This is a genomic window from Streptomyces sp. CB01373, from assembly GCF_002803075.1.
In the GTDB taxonomy this organism is placed as follows: Bacteria; Actinomycetota; Actinomycetes; order Streptomycetales; family Streptomycetaceae; genus Streptomyces.
The window spans coordinates 193,032-209,334 of sequence record NZ_NNBK01000002.1 but is presented as its reverse complement, the minus strand read 5'-3'; the positions used below and the strand labels follow the sequence as shown (position 1 = coordinate 209,334).

Genomic DNA, 16,303 nt, shown 5'->3' with positions numbered 1-16,303 from the left:
CCATGAGCCCTCAGATCGTCGTCGGCGCGATCGCGCTCGTCGTCGTCGCCTGGCTCGCCGCCTGCGCGGAGGCGGGCCTGGCACGGGTGTCCAGCTTCCGTGCCGAGGAGGCCGTGAAGGCGGGCCGCCGCGGCAGCGCCAAGCTGGCCCAGATCGCCGCCGACCCGACCCGCTATCTCAACCTGGCGCTGCTGGTGCGCGTGACCTGCGAGATGGCGGCCGCCGCGCTGGTCACCTACGCGTGCCTGGAGGCGTTCTCCGGCACGGCGCAGGCGCTGGTCGTCGCCATCGCGGTCATGGTGCTCGTCTCGTACGTGGCCGTCGGGGTCTCCCCGCGCACCATCGGCCGCCAGCACCCGCTGAACACGGCGACCGTGGCGGCGTACCTGCTGGTGCCGCTCGCGCGGGTGCTCGGCCCGATCCCGTCGCTGCTGATCCTCATCGGCAACGCGCTGACCCCCGGCAAGGGGTTCCGGCGCGGCCCGTTCGCCTCCGAGGCGGAGCTGCGCGCCATGGTCGACCTGGCCGAGCAGGAGTCGCTGATCGAGGACGACGAGCGACGCATGGTGCACTCGGTCTTCGAGCTGGGCGACACCCTCGTGCGCGAGGTCATGGTGCCGCGCACCGACCTGGTGGTGATCGAGCGGTACAAGACCATCCGCCAGGCCCTCACGCTGGCGCTGCGCTCCGGCTTCTCGCGGATTCCGGTCACCGGCGAGAGCGAGGACGACATCGTCGGGATCGTCTATCTGAAGGACCTGGTCCGCAGGACGCACATCAACCGGTACGCCGAGAGCGAGCTGGTGTCGACGGCGATGCGTCCGGCCGTCTTCGTGCCGGACACGAAGAACGCCGACGACCTGCTGCGCGAGATGCAGAAGGAACGCAACCACGTCGCCGTCGTCATCGACGAGTACGGCGGCACGGCCGGCATCGTCACCATCGAGGACATCCTCGAGGAGATCGTCGGCGAGATCGCGGACGAGTACGACCGCGAGCTGCCGCCGGTGGAACCGCTCGGCGACGACCGCTACCGCGTCACCGCGCGCCTGGACATCACGGACCTGGGCGAGCTGTACGGCCTGGACGAGTACGACGACGAGGACGTGGAGACGGTCGGCGGGCTGCTCGCCAAGGCCCTGGGCCGGGTGCCCATCGCGGGCGCGTCGTCGGTCGTGGAGCTGCCCGACGGCCGCGAGCTGCGGCTGACCGCGGAGGCGGCGGCCGGACGGCGGAACAAGATCGTGACGGTGCTCGCGGAGCCGGTGGACCCGGCGGCGCCCACCGGGGACGGGGAGGGGAAGCCGGAGTGAGCCCCGAGGAGCTGCGCGCCCTCTGCCTGTCGTTCGACGCGGTGGTGGAGGACTTCCCCTTCGACCCGCAGACCTCGGTCTTCAAGGTCCGGGGCAAGCTGTTCGCGCTGTCGGCCCTGGACTCCCGGCCGCTGAAGGTCAACCTCAAGTGCGACCCGGAGGACGCGGTCCGGCTGCGCGCGGAGCACGAGGGCCTGATCGTCCCCGGCTGGCACATGCACAAGCGCCACTGGAACACGGTCACGGTCGACGCCGGGCTCCCGGACCGGCTGGTCCGCGAACTCGTCGAGGACTCCTACGACCTGGTGGTGGCGGGGCTGCCGCGCGCGGAGCGGCTGCGGCTCGACCGCGCGTGAGCGCCGGGGACGCCGTGGCTGCCGGGGTGATCTTCGCGGCTGCCGGGGCTGCTCCTATGCTCGGGGCATGACCGAGACCAACGCGCTTGACCCCGAGGACCTCAAGATCGTCACTCTGGCCCGTTCGGCACGGGCCCGCAACGGTGTGCCGGAGGGCGCGGCCGTACGGGACGAGACGGGGCGTACGTATGTCGCCGGGTCGGTGAGCCTCGCCTCACTGCGGCTGAGCGCCCTGCGGACGGCGGTGGCGATGGCCGTCGCGTCCGGGGCGACGTCCCTGGAGGCGGCGGCGGTGGTCGGCGAGGCGGAGGAGATCGCCCCGGAGGACCTGGCCGCCGTACGCGACCTGGGCGGTGCGAAGACGCCGGTTCTGCTGGCTGGACCCGACGGCACCGTACGGCTCACCCGGCCGGCGGGCGAGGACGGCTGAGGCCCGCCGGGCCAGGACGGCTGAGGCCCGCCGGGCGGGGTCCGGTGGCGGTCCCCGTGTGGTCCTGCGGCACGGGTCAGTCGGTGGAGGCGGCCCCGGAGGCCTCCTGGACGGTGCGGTAGGCCGTCAGACCGCCGTCCACGCGGATGTCGGTGCCGTTGATCCAGGCCGCGGAGTCGCTCAGGAGGAAGGCCACGACACCGGCGATGTCCGCCGGTTCCCCGAACCGTCCGAGCAGGGCGCCGGCTCCCTCGACCTTGGCGACGCCGTGGTCCCGCTTGAAGTCGTCGAGGATCGGCGTGGCCACGGGTCCCGGGCTGACGGAGGTCACCCGGACCCTGCGGGGCAGGTACTCGGCCGCGAGGTGTTCGGTGAGGTACCGCACGCACTCCTTGGAGAACCGGTACGAGTGACCGGTGACGCTCTCGTCACGGGCCACGGCGTCGAGCGCCGCCTCGGTGTCGGCGGCGAGGGCGAAGGCCCGTACCACAGGCAGGTTCCGCTCCCAGGCGGTGGCCACGGCCGAGGAGAGGTTGACGACGCAGCCTCCTTCCCGGATCGCCGGTGCGAGAGCGGCGGTCAGTTCCCGCAGGCCGAAGACGTTGACGCCGAGCACCGTCCGCCAGGGCGCCGTTCCCGGCACCCCGGCGATGTTGGCGAGCCCCGCGAGCCCGTCCGGCGCGGCGGCCAGTACGCTCCGCGCGGCCATGTGCGCGCCGGCGGGCGTGGACAGGTCGGCCCGGACGAAGGTCCCCGCGAAGGACTCGGGCACCGACCGGTCGATTCCGACGACGGGCAGGCCCCTGCCGGCGAGCAGGTCGGCGGCCGCCGCTCCGATACCGGAGGCGACCCCGGTCACGACCACGGGCAACTGCGTGTTGTTCGTCATGGCTCTCACTTGTTCGTCGGCGGAATGTACGGATGACGAATGACCAGGGGTCCGCGGGCCGAGCCTCCGGGTGAAGCGGCGTCCGTGACAAGCCCACTTTCCACCCTGTGGAAAACTCCGCGGCGCCCAGGGGGAGCCGGCGGCCGTGGCACGGTCCGCTTTCCACTGAGTGGATGACCTGCTTGCCCAAGGTGTGACCTGCGGGGATGGTGACATCCCGTCCCCCTCCCCCGACCAGGAGCACGCCGATGGCCCAAGAGACGTACGCCGTACACGACCCGGCCACGCTGGAGCCGGTCGGCCGGGCCCCGGTGCACGGCGAGGACGAGGTACGGCAGGCGATCGCCGCCGCGCGGGCCGCCGCACCCGCGTGGGCCGCGGACCGCGCGGCCCGGCGGGCCGCGCTGCACGCCTGTGCGGACCTCGTCCGCGCCCACGAGGACGAACTCGGACGGCTGCTGTCCCTGGAACAGGGCAAGGTCCTGGCCGAGGCCGTCGGCGAGTTCCGGGTCGGCGCCGGGCTGCTGGACCACTACGCCACGCTCGCCTGGGACGAGGTGGAGAGGCTGCCCGACCGGGCCGACCGCACGGTCGAGGTGCACTACCGGCCCGTGGGCGTGGTCGGCACCATCACGCCGTGGAACTTCCCCATCTCCCTGCTGTGCGTGAAACTCGCCCCCGCGCTGACCGCCGGGTGCACCGTCATCGCCAAGCCCTCCGCCACGACACCGCTGTCCACCATGGCGCTGGTCGACCTCATGAACCGGGTCCTGCCCGCCGGTGTGCTGCAGTACCGCACCAGCCCCGGCCGCGCGGTCAACGTGTCGCTGAGCGCCCTGCCCGGCGTCCGGAAGATCTCCTTCACCGGATCGACGGAGGTCGGCACCGCGGTGGCCGCGCAGGCGGCCGCCACGGTCAAGCGCGTCACCCTGGAACTCGGCGGGAACGACCCCGCGATCGTCCTGCCGGACGCGGACATCGAGACGACCGCGTCCGGCATCGTCGGTTCGGCCTTCCGCAACGCCGGGCAGGTGTGCATGGCCGTCAAGCGGGTCTTCGTGCCGCGCGGCCTGCGGGACGAACTGGTCGAGGCCATGGCCGAGGCCGTCGCCCGGCATCGGCTCGGCCACGGGGTGGCGGCCGGGTCCACCATGGGCCCGATGCACTCGGCCGCCCAGCACGGCATCGTCCGCGGCCTGGTCGACGGCGCCGTCGCCGCCGGGGCGCGGGTCGCAGCGGGCGGCGGACGTGGCTGCGACCTGCCCGGTCACTTCCTCGAACCGACGATCGTCACGGACGCCGAGGTCGGCATGGACCTCGTCGACGCCGAGCAGTTCGGCAACGCCCTCCCGGTCGTGGCCTACGACGACCTCCGGACGACGGTCGACAGCCTGAACGCACAGGACTTCGGGCTCGGCGCCTCGGTGTGGTCGCCGGACCTGGACCGCGCCCACGCGGTGGCGGCTGACATCGAGGCCGGCACGGTCTGGATCAACCAGCACACCCAGGTGGAGCCGGACGCCCCGTTCGGCGGCTGGAAGGCCTCCGGCCTCGGGCGTGAGCGCGGCCGCTGGGGACTGGAGGAGTATCTCGAACCCCGGACCGTCAACGCCCGTCCCCACCACACCCCGGCACCGCACGAGGCGGCCCCCGTACCGGAAGGACAGCGTCGGTGACCGACACCACGTCCGCACAGCGCGGCATGGACCTCATCACGCTCGGCGTCGCCGCCGGGCCCGCCATCCGAGGCCCCGAGCACGGCATCGCCAGCGCGGTCGTCGTCGACGACGTCTTCTACCTGGTCGACTTCGGCATCGGCTGCACCCGCGCCGCGGGCGAGGCCGGTCTGCGGGGGCAGCGGTTCCGGGCGGGATTCATCACGCACCTGCACTCCGACCACGTGATCGAGCTCCCCGGGTTCCTGCTGTGGAACTGGGGGCGGCCGGTGAACGGCTTCTCCACCCCGGTCGACATCATCGGTCCCGGCCCCGACCCGGACGACGGCACCCGGCACCTCGCCGGTACGGACCGCCTCGTGGCCTCCGTTCTGGACGCGTTCTCCTACGACATCGCCATCCGGGCGGGCGACGAGGACCGGCCGCCGCTGGCGGACCTGGTGCGCGCCTCGGAGGTGGCCGCCCCGGCCAGGGGCTCGGCTGCCGCCGGGGAGCCGTTCGAGGTGTACGCCGACGAGCGGATCACGATGACCGCCGTCCTGGTGGACCACCCGCCGGTGCACCCGGCCCTCGCCTACCGGATCGACTCCGCGTACGGGTCGATCACGTTCTCCGGAGACACGGCCGAGTCGGCGAACCTCGCCCGGCTGGCCGAGGGCACAGACATCCTCGTCCACGAGGCCGTCAACCTCGGCTTCTACCGCAGCCGTGGCTTCTCCGCGGCCTTCCTGGCCCACCAGGAGAACTCGCACACCCCGCCGGCCGGGGCGGGCCGGATCGCCAAGGCCGCCGGAGCGCGGCGCCTGGTGCTGTCCCACTTCGCGGGGTTGGCGGACGCCGAGTACTGGCGTGCCGAGGCCGCGTCGACGTACGACGGCCCGATCGACGTCGCCACGAGCGGCGCGCGGTTCTCCGTCGCCACGGATCCCGCGGTCCGCGCGGGGATTTGAACGGGCATACGTGGGTGTCGGCGGGTGCCGACAGGTGTGGAACGGCGCGGGAAGGAAGCGGGAGAACGGCATGGGCTCGGACAGTGGCCGGGGACGCGAATACGGAGACGGCGGGGACGGCGGGGACGGCGGGGAGAAGGAACCCGACTACCGGTTCACGCTCGCCAACGAGCGCACGTTCCTGGCCTGGATCCGCACCGGTGTCAGCCTGCTCGCGGCGGCGGTGGCGGTGCGGCAGCTCGTACCGGCCTTCACGATCCCGCACGCGAGGGAACTCCTCGCGGTCGTGTGCGCGCTGCTGGCCGTCGTGATCACGGGCGGGGCCTATCCGCACTGGCGGCGCGTCCAGCGAGCGATCCGGCGTGACGCGCCGCTGCCCGGCTCCTGGCTGCTGCCCGTGCTGGCGACCGTGATCACGGCCATCGCGTCGTTCACCACGGTGCTGGTCTGGGCCGGCGGGCCCGCGTGAGGCGGCGGGACCCGGGACTGCAACCCGAGCGCACCCGCCTCGCCTGGCGGCGGACGACCATGTCCCAGACGGTGGGTGCGCTGCTGCTCGTGCACACGGCGGCGAGCGGCTCCTCTCCGCTGGGCTGGGCGTGCGCGGTCTGCGCGGCCACGGCCACGGCCGTGACCTTCCTCGTCGGCGGCATGCGCCGGGAGACCGCGCCTCCGCCGCCCGCGGCGATGGCCCTGACCGCGGCGACGACGGCCGCCACGGCCCTGATCAGCCTGCCCTTGCTGCTGACCGGCGGGGCGTGAGCCGCAGGCTCCGCCGCCCTACGACGCCTGCCGCGCGCGATGTGCGGGCCCGCGAGCTCCTACCGGGGTCCTTACGGCGAATCGCCGACCTCGCGCGGCACCCGCGGCGCACGCGCCCTTGCGCCATGACGCCCGTCCGGCGGACACCCGCACCGCAAGCGCCCGTCCCGCGAACACCGGCGCCGCGCGAGCGCCCTTCCGCGAACACTGCGCACCGCCGACGCTCGACCCGCGCGTATGCCCGCTCACGCGAACTCCCGTACCGCCAACGCCCGCGTCCTAGGCGGTTGCCCGCACCACCAACCCCCGCACCGCCAACGCCCGCGTCCCGCGCGTATGCCCGCACCGCAAGAACTCCCGCACCACCGAGGCCCCGCGTCCCGGGCGTATGCCTGCCCCGCGCGAACTCCCGTACCGCCAACGCCCGCGTCCCAGGCGTATGCCCCCACCGCCGACGCCCGGCCGCGCACCCCCGTCCCCGTGAAGCGCCCATCCCACGCGAACGCCGGCGCCCGACCTGGGCGAACCGCCGCACCGCCGACGCCCCACCGCGAACGCGGGCCTGCCTGCGCCCGGGCAGGGCGCGGCCCCCGCCTTGCTCGGCCGCGCCGGCGCTACGCGGCCAGGCGGCCAGCCTCCCGGGCGATGCTTCGGGCGGCGATCTGCAGGACCGGGACGATCCCGGCCGGTCGGGGGCGCGTTCCGACGGTGACCACGCCGAGAGCCGCGATGACACCGCCGCCGACGGCGGTGACCGGCACCGCGATGCCGTGCGCCCCCTCGACCGCCTCCTCCAGGGTCATGGCGTACCCCTTGCGGCGGACCTGTTCGAGTTCACGGCGCAGCCGGGTCGGGTCGATCACGGTGTGCGGGGTGAGCCGCTGCGGGTTGGCCAGGGCGGCCCGCGCGAGTTCCGGCGGGCCGTAGGCGAGGAACGCCTTCCCTCCGGCACTGGCGTGCAGGGCGAGGCGGTCGCCCACCCGGTGCAGGGCCGGACCTGGCTGGCTCCCGGAGATCCGTTCGAGCAACAGGGCGTGGGCGCCGTCGAGGACGAAGAGGTTGACCACGTGCTTGGTCAGGAACAGCACGTCGTGCATGTAGGGCGCGGCCAGTTCGGCGAGGCCGTGGTGGCTCTCGGACAGCAGCCCCAGGGACCACAGCTTGTGGCCGATGCGGTACCGGCCACCGGTCCGCAGCAGGCCGCCCCACTCGACGAGCTCACGGACGAGCCGGTGGCAGGTGGCCACCGGCAGCCCGCTGCGGCGGGAGATGTCGCTCAGGGACAGCTCGTAGTGGTCCGAGTCGAAGGTGTCCAGGATCCTCAGCGCACGGGCGGCGACGGATTTCGGCGCCGCCCCCGCGGATCCCGCCGGCGACGCCTCCCGCTCGGTGGGCCGCTTGTCCTGAGAGCTCATGAAACCGCACAGTACGACCCGTGGTCGGCGAAGGAAAGCCCTCGGGAAATTCCGGGAAGCCGCAGGTCGGGGTAGCGGTGAGCAGGGACACGTCGACCAGGGCGCCCATACTCGTTTCTACTGAGTGGAAAGCCCCGGGGAAAGGCGCTCCGCGCTACCTAACATTCCCGCACCGGTGCGACACGGTTCGCCCGGCCCCCGAGGACCACGTGAGAAAGCAGGCTTCAGATGGGCGGACTCAGTGCGCGCGCGGACCGCCGCGGCGTCGGGCCCAGCACCCGCGAGGTGATCGCGGAACGCGTGGACCGGATCGCCGACGGTGTCGTCTCCCTGGTCCTCGTGACGCCGGACGGGTCGCCCTTCCAGCCGTGGGAGCCCGGCGCCCACATCGACGTCCACCTCGGCGGCCAGTACGTGCGGCAGTACTCCCTGTGCTCCTCCCCCGACAACCTGTCGCACCTGCGTGTCGCCGTCCTCGACGTCCCCGGCTCGCGGGGCGGCTCCCGCTGGATCCACGGGAACGTACGCCCCGGCGACACGCTGGAGATCTCCGAGCCGCGCAACAACTTCCCGGTGAGGGACTCCCGGAAGTACCTCTTCCTGGCCGGTGGCATCGGCATCACCCCGATCATCCCGATGATCGAGCGGGCGGCGGAGGCGGGCAAGGACTGGCACCTGGTCTACGGCGGACGGTCGCGCGGCAGCATGGCCTTCGCCGAGCGTCTGGTCGGCACGTACGGCGACCGGGTCGACATCGTCGCCGAGGACGAGCGCGGCCGCATGGACCTGGCAGGCGTGCTGGCCCTGCCCCGCGCCCACATGCTGGTGTACGCCTGCGGGCCGGGCGGGATGCTCCGCGCGGTCGAGGACCTGTGCATGGGATGGCCGCCCGGCTCGCTGCACACCGAGCGGTTCGCGGCGACCGCGCTGGGCCCCGGGTCCGTGGCCGAACCGTTCGAGGTCGAACTCGCACGCAGCGGGAAGACCGTCTCGGTGCCCACCGACCGCACGATCCTGGAGGCGGTCGAGGACGTCGGTGTCCGCGTGCTGTCCTCGTGCCGGCAGGGCCTGTGCGGCACCTGCGAGACCACCGTCGTCTCGGGCGAGCCGGAGCACCGGGACGCGGTGCTCACCCAGGACGACCAGGACGGGGGCGCGACCATGATGATCTGCGTCTCCCGTGCGGCGGCGGGCTGCGGCCGACTCGTCCTCGATCTGTGACAGACCGGCACCGAAAGAGGTTCCCTTCATGACCATCGCACCTGCCGAGGGCGTCGTCACGCTCCCGGACGACCCCTTCTCCCCGGCGAACATCGCGGCCCCCTATCCGATGCTGACCCGGCTGCGCGAGGCCGGCCCCGTGACCTGGCTGGAGAAGTGCGGCGCGTACGCGGTCGCCGGCTTCGAGGAGGTCTACGAGGTCCTCACCGACTTCGAGACGTACTGCTCCTCCGGCGGTCTCGGCCCGCGCGACATCCGCGAGGACGCGGGATGGCGCCCGCCGAGCATCCTGGAGTCCGACCCGCCGATCCACACGGTCATGCGGCGCGCGCTGACCGGAGTCATCAACCCGGCGACGGTACGGCCGCTGCGGGAACGTTTCACCGGACCTGCCGAGGAGATCGCCGACGAGCTCGTCGCCCGCCGCGAGTTCGACGTGGTCAAGGACCTGGCGGAAAAGTACCCGCTGCGGGTCTTCCCCGACGCGGTCGGCATCCCCCAGGAGGGCCGGGAGAATCTGCTGCCCTACGGCAACATGGTCTTCAACGCGTTCGGCCCGCAGAACGAGATCTTCGACCTGGCCTTCGCCCACGCCGACGAGCACAGCGCCGCGATCCTGCGCAACTGCGCCCGGGAGAACCTCGACGACACCGGCTTCGGCGCGCGCATCTGGGACCGCGTGCAGGACGGTCTGATCACCGCCGAACAGGCCGCGCTCCTGGTGCGTGCCCTGCTGTCCGCGGGGGTCGACACCACCGTCTTCGGGATCGGCAACACCCTCGCCTGCCTGGCTCGTTCGCCCCGGGCGTGGGCGGCACTGCGTGAGGACCCGTCCCTCGCCAAGTTCGCCGTGGACGAGGCGCTGCGCCTGGAGTCCCCGTTCCAGAAGTTCCACCGGACGACCACGGCGCCCGGCGTGCTGGGCGGCGTCCACATCCCGGCGGGCGCCAAGGTGCTGCTCTTCATCGGCGCCGCCAACCGCGACCCGCGCAAGTGGGGCGCGAACGCCGACACGTACGACCTGGACCGGCAGGCGTCCGGCCACGTCGCGTTCGGCATGGGGCTCCACCAGTGTGTCGGGCAGCCCATCGCCCGGCTCGAGATCGAACTCGTACTCAAAGCCCTCGCCGCCCGCGTCGACACGATCGAACTCACCGGCGAGCCGGTCCCGCTGACCCACAACGTCCTGCGCGGATTCGCCTCCCTGCCCGTCCGGGTCACACCGCGGTCCTGACCACCGCGCCGCCCCCTTCTCCACCCGTCCGGCCCTCTGCCCCGGCCGGCCTTCTCGCCCCGTCCGGCCCTCTCCCGGCCGCGCGGCCTTCTCCGTCCCGTCCGGCCGCGACAAGGCTCAGGCCTCGCGCTCCCGTACCGGCCCCGCGCCCGACGACGGGTACGGGTCACGGCTTCCAGGAGCCGTCGGCAGCCCGCCGACGGCTCCGCCCCTCCCTCTTCGCTCCCAGCGGTCCGTTCGCGACCGTCTCCGCTCCGGAGGCTTCCATGACGCAACACCTCGCCACGCCGCCATCGGCCCCATCGGTTCCGGACCCCGCGGATCCCCGCCACTGGACCCCCAGGAAGCGCACGTCCTACGGCTGGCTGACGGCCGTCCTGCTGCTGGTCCTGATGATGATCAGCTGGGCGGACAAGGCCATCCTCGGCATCGTCGCCGTACCGGTGATGCGGGATCTGCACATCACCCCCGAGCAGTTCGGTCTGCTCGGCAGCGCGGTGTTCTTCCTGTTCGGTGTCGCCCAGCTGGTCGCCGCGCCGATCGCCAACCGTGTGAAGTCGAAGTGGATCCTGCTGGCCCTGTGCCTCATCTGGGCCTTCGCCCAGGTGCCGGTCTTCGTCTTCGCGTCGCTGCCCGCACTGTGGTTCAGCCGGGTCCTGCTGGGCGCCGGCGAGGGCCCGCTGGCCCCGATGATGATGCACTCCGTCTACCAGTGGTTCCCGAAGAAGAAGGGGGCCACGCCCGCGGCTCTCGCCGCCTCCGGCGTGACGCTCGGCATCGTCTGCTTCGCGCCCGTGCTCTCCTGGATCGCGGCCGACTTCGGCTGGCAGGCGACCTTCGTCTTCCTCGCGTTCATCGGCGTGGTGTGGGCGGCGCTGTGGCTGGTGCTGGGGAAGGAGGGGCCCTACACCTCGGAGCGGGCCGAGCACGAGATGGAGGGGACGGCGCCCGTCGAACCCGGTCGCACCGCTCTCGTCGCGCAGCCCGTGAAGTACCGGCGCTCCTTCCTCACCCCGTCGTGGCTCCTCGCCGTGCTCTGCTCCTTCCTCGGCTACTGGACCTTCGCCCTGGCCACGTCGTGGCTGCCCACGTACTACGAGAAGGTCATGGGGTACGGCACCCAGCAGGCCGGATCGATGATCGTGTTCCCCGCGCTCTGGGGCACCGTCGCCACGGTCGGGCTCAGCTGGATCACCCAGGTCCTCGACGGCCGCGGTGTCCCGACCCGGGTCTCGCGCGGGGTCGTCCTCTCCTCCGCCACCGTCTTCAGTGGTCTCACCCTGCTCCTCGGCGCCCTCGTCGCCGACGACACCGTGCGCATCGTCGCCTTCACCTTCGGATTCGGCACCGCTCCGGCCCTGTTCGCGGTGACCTACCTGGTCGCGGCCGAGATGACCACGGTCGGCCAGCGCGGCGCCGTCCTGCAGGTGACCAACGCCCTGCTCAGCACCGGCGGCCTGTTCGCTCCCGCCATCACCGGATTCCTGGTCGGCTCGGCGGCGACGAGCGCGCTGGGCTTCACCCACGCCTTCGTGCTCACCGCCGTGCTGCTGCTGGCCGTGGGCGCCCTGTCGATGGTCTTCATCAACCAGCAGCGGGATCGTGCCCGGCTGGGCCTCGCCGACTGAGTGCGGGCCGCCCCGGCCGGGGCTCCGGCCGGGGCGGCCCGTACCACCGTGGTACAGACAGGGCTTGTCGATCAGGGACAATGGGCGCCATGAGCGTTCGCAACCAGTCATCCGAGCAGTCCGTCGCGGCTTCCCACCGGGCCGGCTTCGCCTGCTTCGTGGGCCGCCCCAACGCGGGCAAGTCCACCCTCACGAACGCTCTGGTCGGGCAGAAGGTGGCGATCACCTCGAACCGGCCGCAGACGACGCGGCACACCGTGCGGGGCATCGTCCACCGCCCGGAGGCACAGCTGATCCTGGTGGACACACCGGGCCTCCACAAGCCGCGCACCCTGCTGGGAGAGCGGCTGAACGACGTCGTACGGACCACCTGGGCCGAGGTCGACGTGATCGGCTTCTGCCTGCCGGCCGACCAGAAGATCGGCCCCGGTGACCGGTTCATCGCCAAGGAACTGGCCGGCATCAAGAAGACGCCCAAGGTCGCGATCGTCACGAAGACGGACCTGGTGGACTCCAAGGCGCTCGCCGAGCAGCTGATCGCGATCGACCAGCTGGGCAAGGAGCTGGGGATCACCTGGGCGGAGATCGTGCCCGTGTCGGCGACGGCGAACAAGCAGGTGGACCTGCTGGCCGACCTGCTCGTCCCGCTGCTGCCCGAGGGGCCCGCGCTCTACCCCGAGGGCGACCTCACGGACGAGCCCGAGCAGGTCATGGTGGCCGAGCTGATCCGGGAGGCGGCGCTGGAGGGTGTGCGGGACGAACTTCCGCACTCCATCGCGGTGGTGGTGGAGGAGATGCTGCCCCGTGAGGACCGGCCCGCGGACAAGCCCCTGCTCGACATCCACGCCAACGTGTTCATCGAGCGGCCGAGCCAGAAGGGCATCATCATCGGCCCCAAGGGGAAGCGGCTGAAGGAAGTCGGGATCAAGTCCCGCAAGCACATCGAGGCGTTGCTGGGGACACCGGTGTTCCTCGACCTTCACGTGAAGGTCGCGAAGGACTGGCAGCGGGACCCCAAGCAGCTGCGCCGCCTCGGCTTCTGAGAGTCCCGGTCAGGGCACCCAGGGCCTTCTTCGCATCCTTCGCGTTCAGGTCGATGAAGACCGGGGTCGTGTTCAGGGGGGTCGTGTAGGCCGGGAGGGTGCGGGGGCCCTGCAGGGTTCGGGCGTGGGTCACGTCGTACCAGGTGCCCGGGGGCAGGTGGACCGGGCGGCTGGGGGCGTCGGTCAGTTGGGGGGCCGCCAGGATCGCGGGGCCCAGCATCCACTCGTCGGTGATCGTGTACGCCCGCTCGTCGTGCGGGAAGTCGAAGAAGAGCGGGCGCATGATCGGGTCGCCGGTGCGCAGTGTGTTCCTGACCTGGTCGCGGATGTAGGGGGCGAGGCGGCCGTGGCGGGCGATGGCCTCGCGGTAGAGGCTTGCGGTCCGCGCGTCGTACACCACCTTCCGGCCGGTCGTCACATCGACGGTGTCGACGGGTGACGTGGAGGAGTACATGAGCGGCATCAGCGACGCGGCCTGGGCCCAGCGGACCAGGACCTGACCGGTGGGGGCGGGCTGACCGCTGGAGCCGCCGATCATGTCGGTGGTCACGAAGGGGTAGCCGATGGTGGAGATGGCGAGGTTCTGCGTCACGGCGGCCCGCAGGGAGTTCCACCCGGTGCCCTTGTCGAGCTGACGGGTGACGAACCCGGCCCGGTGCGCGGTGGTGTCCCAGTGGACGCGGATGCCGACGCCCTGGAGGTCGAACTCGTCGGCGAGCTGAGCGCCGAGGCGCTGGTAGTCGGTGGGCTGGTGACCGGCGTGGGGAACGCACCGCTCGTCGAAGAAGCGCGTGTCGAACTTCAGCCCGTCGACGCCGTAGGTGCTCATCAGGCCGCGGAGCCGGCCCTCGTACCAGGCCCTGGCCTCCGGGTTGGCGAGGTCGACGATCCCGGCGGTGCCGTTCCACCAGGTGACCCGGCACGGCTCGGCGGGATCGGCGGCGGTGCCCAGGAGATAGCCGTGGTCGGCCGCGTACCGGTACTGGTCGGAGTCCAGGTTGATCCACAGCGTCACCCAGAGGCCGAAGTCGAAGCCGAGGCCGTGGATCCGGCGGGACATCGCCCCGGGGTCCGGGTAGGCCTTCGGGTCGAAGGTCATGTTCCCGTAGTCGGACTCCCACTTGTCGTCGAGCTGGAGCGTGTGCCCGGTGATCCCGTGGTCATGCAGGTCCTGCGCGTAGCCGAGGAGCCTCGCCTGGTCGACGTGGGTGTAGAACTGCGCCCAGGAGTTCCACACCGGCTCGGCGTACTGCCGCGGGGTGGCGTCGCTCTTGTCCGGCTTGCCGACGACGCCGACGTAGTCGCGGTAGACCTCCAGCGGCGTGGACTCGACGAAGACCGTGGCCCGGTAGGGGTCCGCGGACTCGATGTCGAAGCGGCCGAGGCCGTCCTCGTCCTGGTTGATGGCCACGTTCATGACGTGCCCGGTGTCCACGTGCAGTCCGGCCGCGGAGGACGTGTACCAGAACGGGTCGACCATGTAGTAGGAGGCGGGCCCGAAGGCCGGGTCGGCGACCTGCCCGCTGTCGAGCGGCCAGGGCTGGTCGGTGGCGGGGCCGCCGTGCGGGGTCCGGGTCTCGCCGTGGCCGTACCAGTGGCCGGCGGAGGACAAGTCGTAGGCGAGGCCGAGGCGTTCGGGGGCGGCGCCGACGACCTGCCAGTCGAGCCGGTAGCGGTCGGCGGACGGGGTGACGCGGGCCCGTACGGTGGCGCCGGGCGCCGTCGTGGCGGCGATGAGGCTGAGCGTGCCGTTCTTCCAGGTCCAGTCGGTGACGCGGGTGGCGTGCCGCCATGTGCCGGCGGTCCGGAAGCGCAGTGCTCCGGTGCCGCCGCCCGCGGTGGCCAGAACCGTGCCGCCCGAACGGGTGGTCTTCAGGGCGAGTTGATTCCTCGTCACCCGTAATGCGTAACCGGGGGTGGTGCGGTCGGCCGGTACGGTCAGGGTGAGCTGGTCCGGGGAGTGGGTGAGCCGGGGCGCGTGCGGGTCGGCGGCGGTCCCGGTCAGCGTCCGCGCCCGGGCCGGTTCCGGCGCGGTCAACGCAACGGGCAGCGCGAGGACAAGGCCGAGGACGGCGAGGAGCACTCCGGGGCTGCGTGATGGTCTGCGCACGACGCGTGTCCTTCGACGGTGGGAGTCAGGAGGCCGGAGCTGCTTGCCTCACCGTGCTCGGTCGCGCCGATGATCGGACGGCGGACGTCGCCTGTCAACGACCTTCCCGGCCAGGTCGCGGGCGGCTCGGCACGCGACCGCGCCGGTCACGCCGGCCTGCGGAACCCGATCGTCGGCACGGCCCGGCGCCGCGGCCACGGCTCGACGCTCGCCTCGGGAATCAGGGCCTCCAGGAACGCGTACCGCCGCAGTGCCGCCGGGTCCTGGCCCTCGACCGACTGCACCCGGCGCCACCAGGCGGCGATCTCGGACCAGCCGGGGGCCGACAGGGAGCCGCCGAACTCCTGCACGGACAGGGCGGCGGTGAGACCGGCGAAGGCGAGCCGGTCGGCCAGCGGCCAGCCGGCCAGGGTGCCGGTGACGAAGCCGGCCACGAAGACGTCGCCCGCGCCGGTCGGGTCCAGGGCCTCCACCGCGATGGCGGGCACCTCGGCGCTCTCCCCCGTGCGCCGGTCGACCGCGTAGGCGCCCTCGGAACCGAGGGTGACCACCGCGAGCGGTACGTACGCGGTGAGCGCGTGCGCGGCGGCGCGCGGACAGCCGGTGCCCGTGTAGCGCATGGCCTCCTCGGCGTTGGGCAGGAACGCCTCGCAGTGCTCCAGGTCGGACAGGGAGGCCAGGTCCCAGGCGCCGGTGTCGTCCCAGCCGACGTCGCCGAAGATGCGCGTGCCCTCGGCCGCGGCCTGGGCGATCCACGGGGAACGCCGGCCCGGCGTCAGGGAGGAGACCGCGGCCCGCGCTCGGGGCCGGCACGCCGGGGCGCCCTCCTGGAGGAACACGGCCTCCGGGGGCGGCTCGTGGCCGTGCGAGACCATGGTGCGCTCGCCCTCGTACGCCATGGAGACGGTGACCGGCGAGTGCCAGCCGGGCACGGTGCCGGACGGGGACAGGTCGATGCCCTCGCCCTGTTCCAGCGCGTCCCAGCAGTAGTCGCCGTAGTGGTCGTCGCCGAAGGCCGCCGCCAGGGACGTGCGCAGTCCCAGGCGGGCCAGCGCGGTCGCCATGTTGGCGACCCCGCCGGGGCTCGAACCCATCCCGCGCGCCCAGGACTCGGTCCCGCGCACCGGGGCGGATTCGAGCCCGGTGAAGACGATGTCGAGGAAGACGGTGCCCGTGAGGTACACGTCCCAGGGCGGATCGTCCTCCGAGCGCAGTCCGGCCAGCGGGTCGACCGGGTGATCGACGTGGGTGTGCGGCGCCCCGACGATGTACTCCC

At 72.5% G+C, this 16,303-nt stretch carries 15 protein-coding genes; 11 read left to right on the top strand and 4 right to left on the bottom strand.

Features of this window, described 5'->3' with window-relative positions:
- Window positions 1-2 precede the first annotated feature (2 nt).
- The 3 genes from CG719_RS03200 to CG719_RS03190 all read left to right on the top strand — a co-directional run bounded on the left by CG719_RS03200 (window position 3) and on the right by CG719_RS03190 (window position 2,099).
- Complete coding sequence (locus CG719_RS03200) at window positions 3-1,313, top strand: hemolysin family protein (RefSeq protein WP_100566920.1); 1,311 nt, start codon at window positions 3-5, stop codon at window positions 1,311-1,313.
- Window positions 1,310-1,669: an MmcQ/YjbR family DNA-binding protein gene (locus CG719_RS03195; RefSeq protein ID WP_100566919.1), complete on the top strand. Its 360-nt coding sequence runs from the start codon at window positions 1,310-1,312 to the stop codon at window positions 1,667-1,669. Before CG719_RS03200 ends, CG719_RS03195 begins: the two co-directional genes overlap by 4 nt.
- Before the next feature lie 67 nt (window positions 1,670-1,736).
- Entirely contained in the window at window positions 1,737-2,099 is a 363-nt protein-coding gene (locus tag CG719_RS03190; protein ID WP_100566918.1) for a cytidine deaminase, read from the top strand.
- Window positions 2,100-2,175: 76 nt separating this feature from the next.
- Here CG719_RS03190 and CG719_RS03185 read toward each other — a convergent pair whose 3' ends face one another.
- The gene (locus tag CG719_RS03185) at window positions 2,176-2,988 is read right to left on the bottom strand and encodes an SDR family oxidoreductase (protein WP_100566917.1); all 813 of its coding nucleotides are present in this window, start codon (window positions 2,986-2,988) and stop codon (window positions 2,176-2,178) included.
- 248 nt (window positions 2,989-3,236) lie between these two features.
- Between CG719_RS03185 and CG719_RS03180 the strand changes: the two genes are divergently transcribed.
- The 4 genes from CG719_RS03180 (at window position 3,237) to CG719_RS03165 (ending at window position 6,376) form a co-directional block, all read left to right on the top strand.
- Window positions 3,237-4,664 (top strand): aldehyde dehydrogenase family protein, encoded by a 1,428-nt coding sequence (locus CG719_RS03180; RefSeq protein ID WP_100566916.1) that lies wholly within the window; start codon window positions 3,237-3,239, stop codon window positions 4,662-4,664.
- Window positions 4,661-5,614: an MBL fold metallo-hydrolase gene (locus CG719_RS03175; protein ID WP_199836492.1), complete on the top strand. Its 954-nt coding sequence runs from the start codon at window positions 4,661-4,663 to the stop codon at window positions 5,612-5,614. The genes CG719_RS03180 and CG719_RS03175 overlap by 4 nt, the downstream gene beginning before the upstream one ends.
- A 70-nt stretch (window positions 5,615-5,684) precedes the next feature.
- Window positions 5,685-6,083, top strand: coding sequence for a YidH family protein (locus CG719_RS03170; protein ID WP_100566915.1), 399 nt, complete (start codon window positions 5,685-5,687; stop codon window positions 6,081-6,083).
- Window positions 6,080-6,376, top strand: coding sequence for a DUF202 domain-containing protein (locus CG719_RS03165; RefSeq protein ID WP_100566914.1), 297 nt, complete (start codon window positions 6,080-6,082; stop codon window positions 6,374-6,376). The genes CG719_RS03170 and CG719_RS03165 overlap by 4 nt, the downstream gene beginning before the upstream one ends.
- A 614-nt stretch (window positions 6,377-6,990) precedes the next feature.
- Here the strand turns inward: CG719_RS03165 and CG719_RS03160 are convergent.
- Window positions 6,991-7,791, bottom strand: coding sequence for an IclR family transcriptional regulator (locus tag CG719_RS03160; protein ID WP_100566913.1), 801 nt, complete (start codon window positions 7,789-7,791; stop codon window positions 6,991-6,993).
- A 228-nt stretch (window positions 7,792-8,019) separates the two neighbouring features.
- On the opposite strand from CG719_RS03160, the gene CG719_RS03155 reads away from it, so the two are divergent.
- From CG719_RS03155 to era, 4 genes are all read left to right on the top strand, one after another.
- Window positions 8,020-9,012 (top strand): PDR/VanB family oxidoreductase, encoded by a 993-nt coding sequence (locus CG719_RS03155; RefSeq protein ID WP_100566912.1) that lies wholly within the window; start codon window positions 8,020-8,022, stop codon window positions 9,010-9,012.
- Between the two features lie 28 nt (window positions 9,013-9,040).
- Entirely contained in the window at window positions 9,041-10,246 is a 1,206-nt protein-coding gene (locus CG719_RS03150; protein WP_100566911.1) for a cytochrome P450, read from the top strand.
- A 266-nt stretch (window positions 10,247-10,512) separates the two neighbouring features.
- Window positions 10,513-11,874: an MFS transporter gene (locus tag CG719_RS03145; RefSeq protein WP_100566910.1), complete on the top strand. Its 1,362-nt coding sequence runs from the start codon at window positions 10,513-10,515 to the stop codon at window positions 11,872-11,874.
- A gap of 89 nt (window positions 11,875-11,963) precedes the next feature.
- A complete protein-coding gene (gene era / locus CG719_RS03140) occupies window positions 11,964-12,917 on the top strand; it encodes a GTPase Era (protein ID WP_199836491.1) in 954 nt (317 codons plus the stop codon).
- On the opposite strand, the gene CG719_RS03135 is transcribed toward era, so the two are convergent.
- Window positions 12,799-15,027: a glycoside hydrolase family 31 protein gene (locus tag CG719_RS03135; RefSeq protein ID WP_234375390.1), complete on the bottom strand. Its 2,229-nt coding sequence runs from the start codon at window positions 15,025-15,027 to the stop codon at window positions 12,799-12,801. The genes era and CG719_RS03135 overlap by 119 nt on opposite strands.
- Before the next feature lie 146 nt (window positions 15,028-15,173).
- Entirely contained in the window at window positions 15,174-16,295 is a 1,122-nt protein-coding gene (locus CG719_RS03130) for a carbohydrate kinase family protein (protein WP_234375409.1), read from the bottom strand.
- Window positions 16,296-16,303 lie beyond the last annotated feature (8 nt).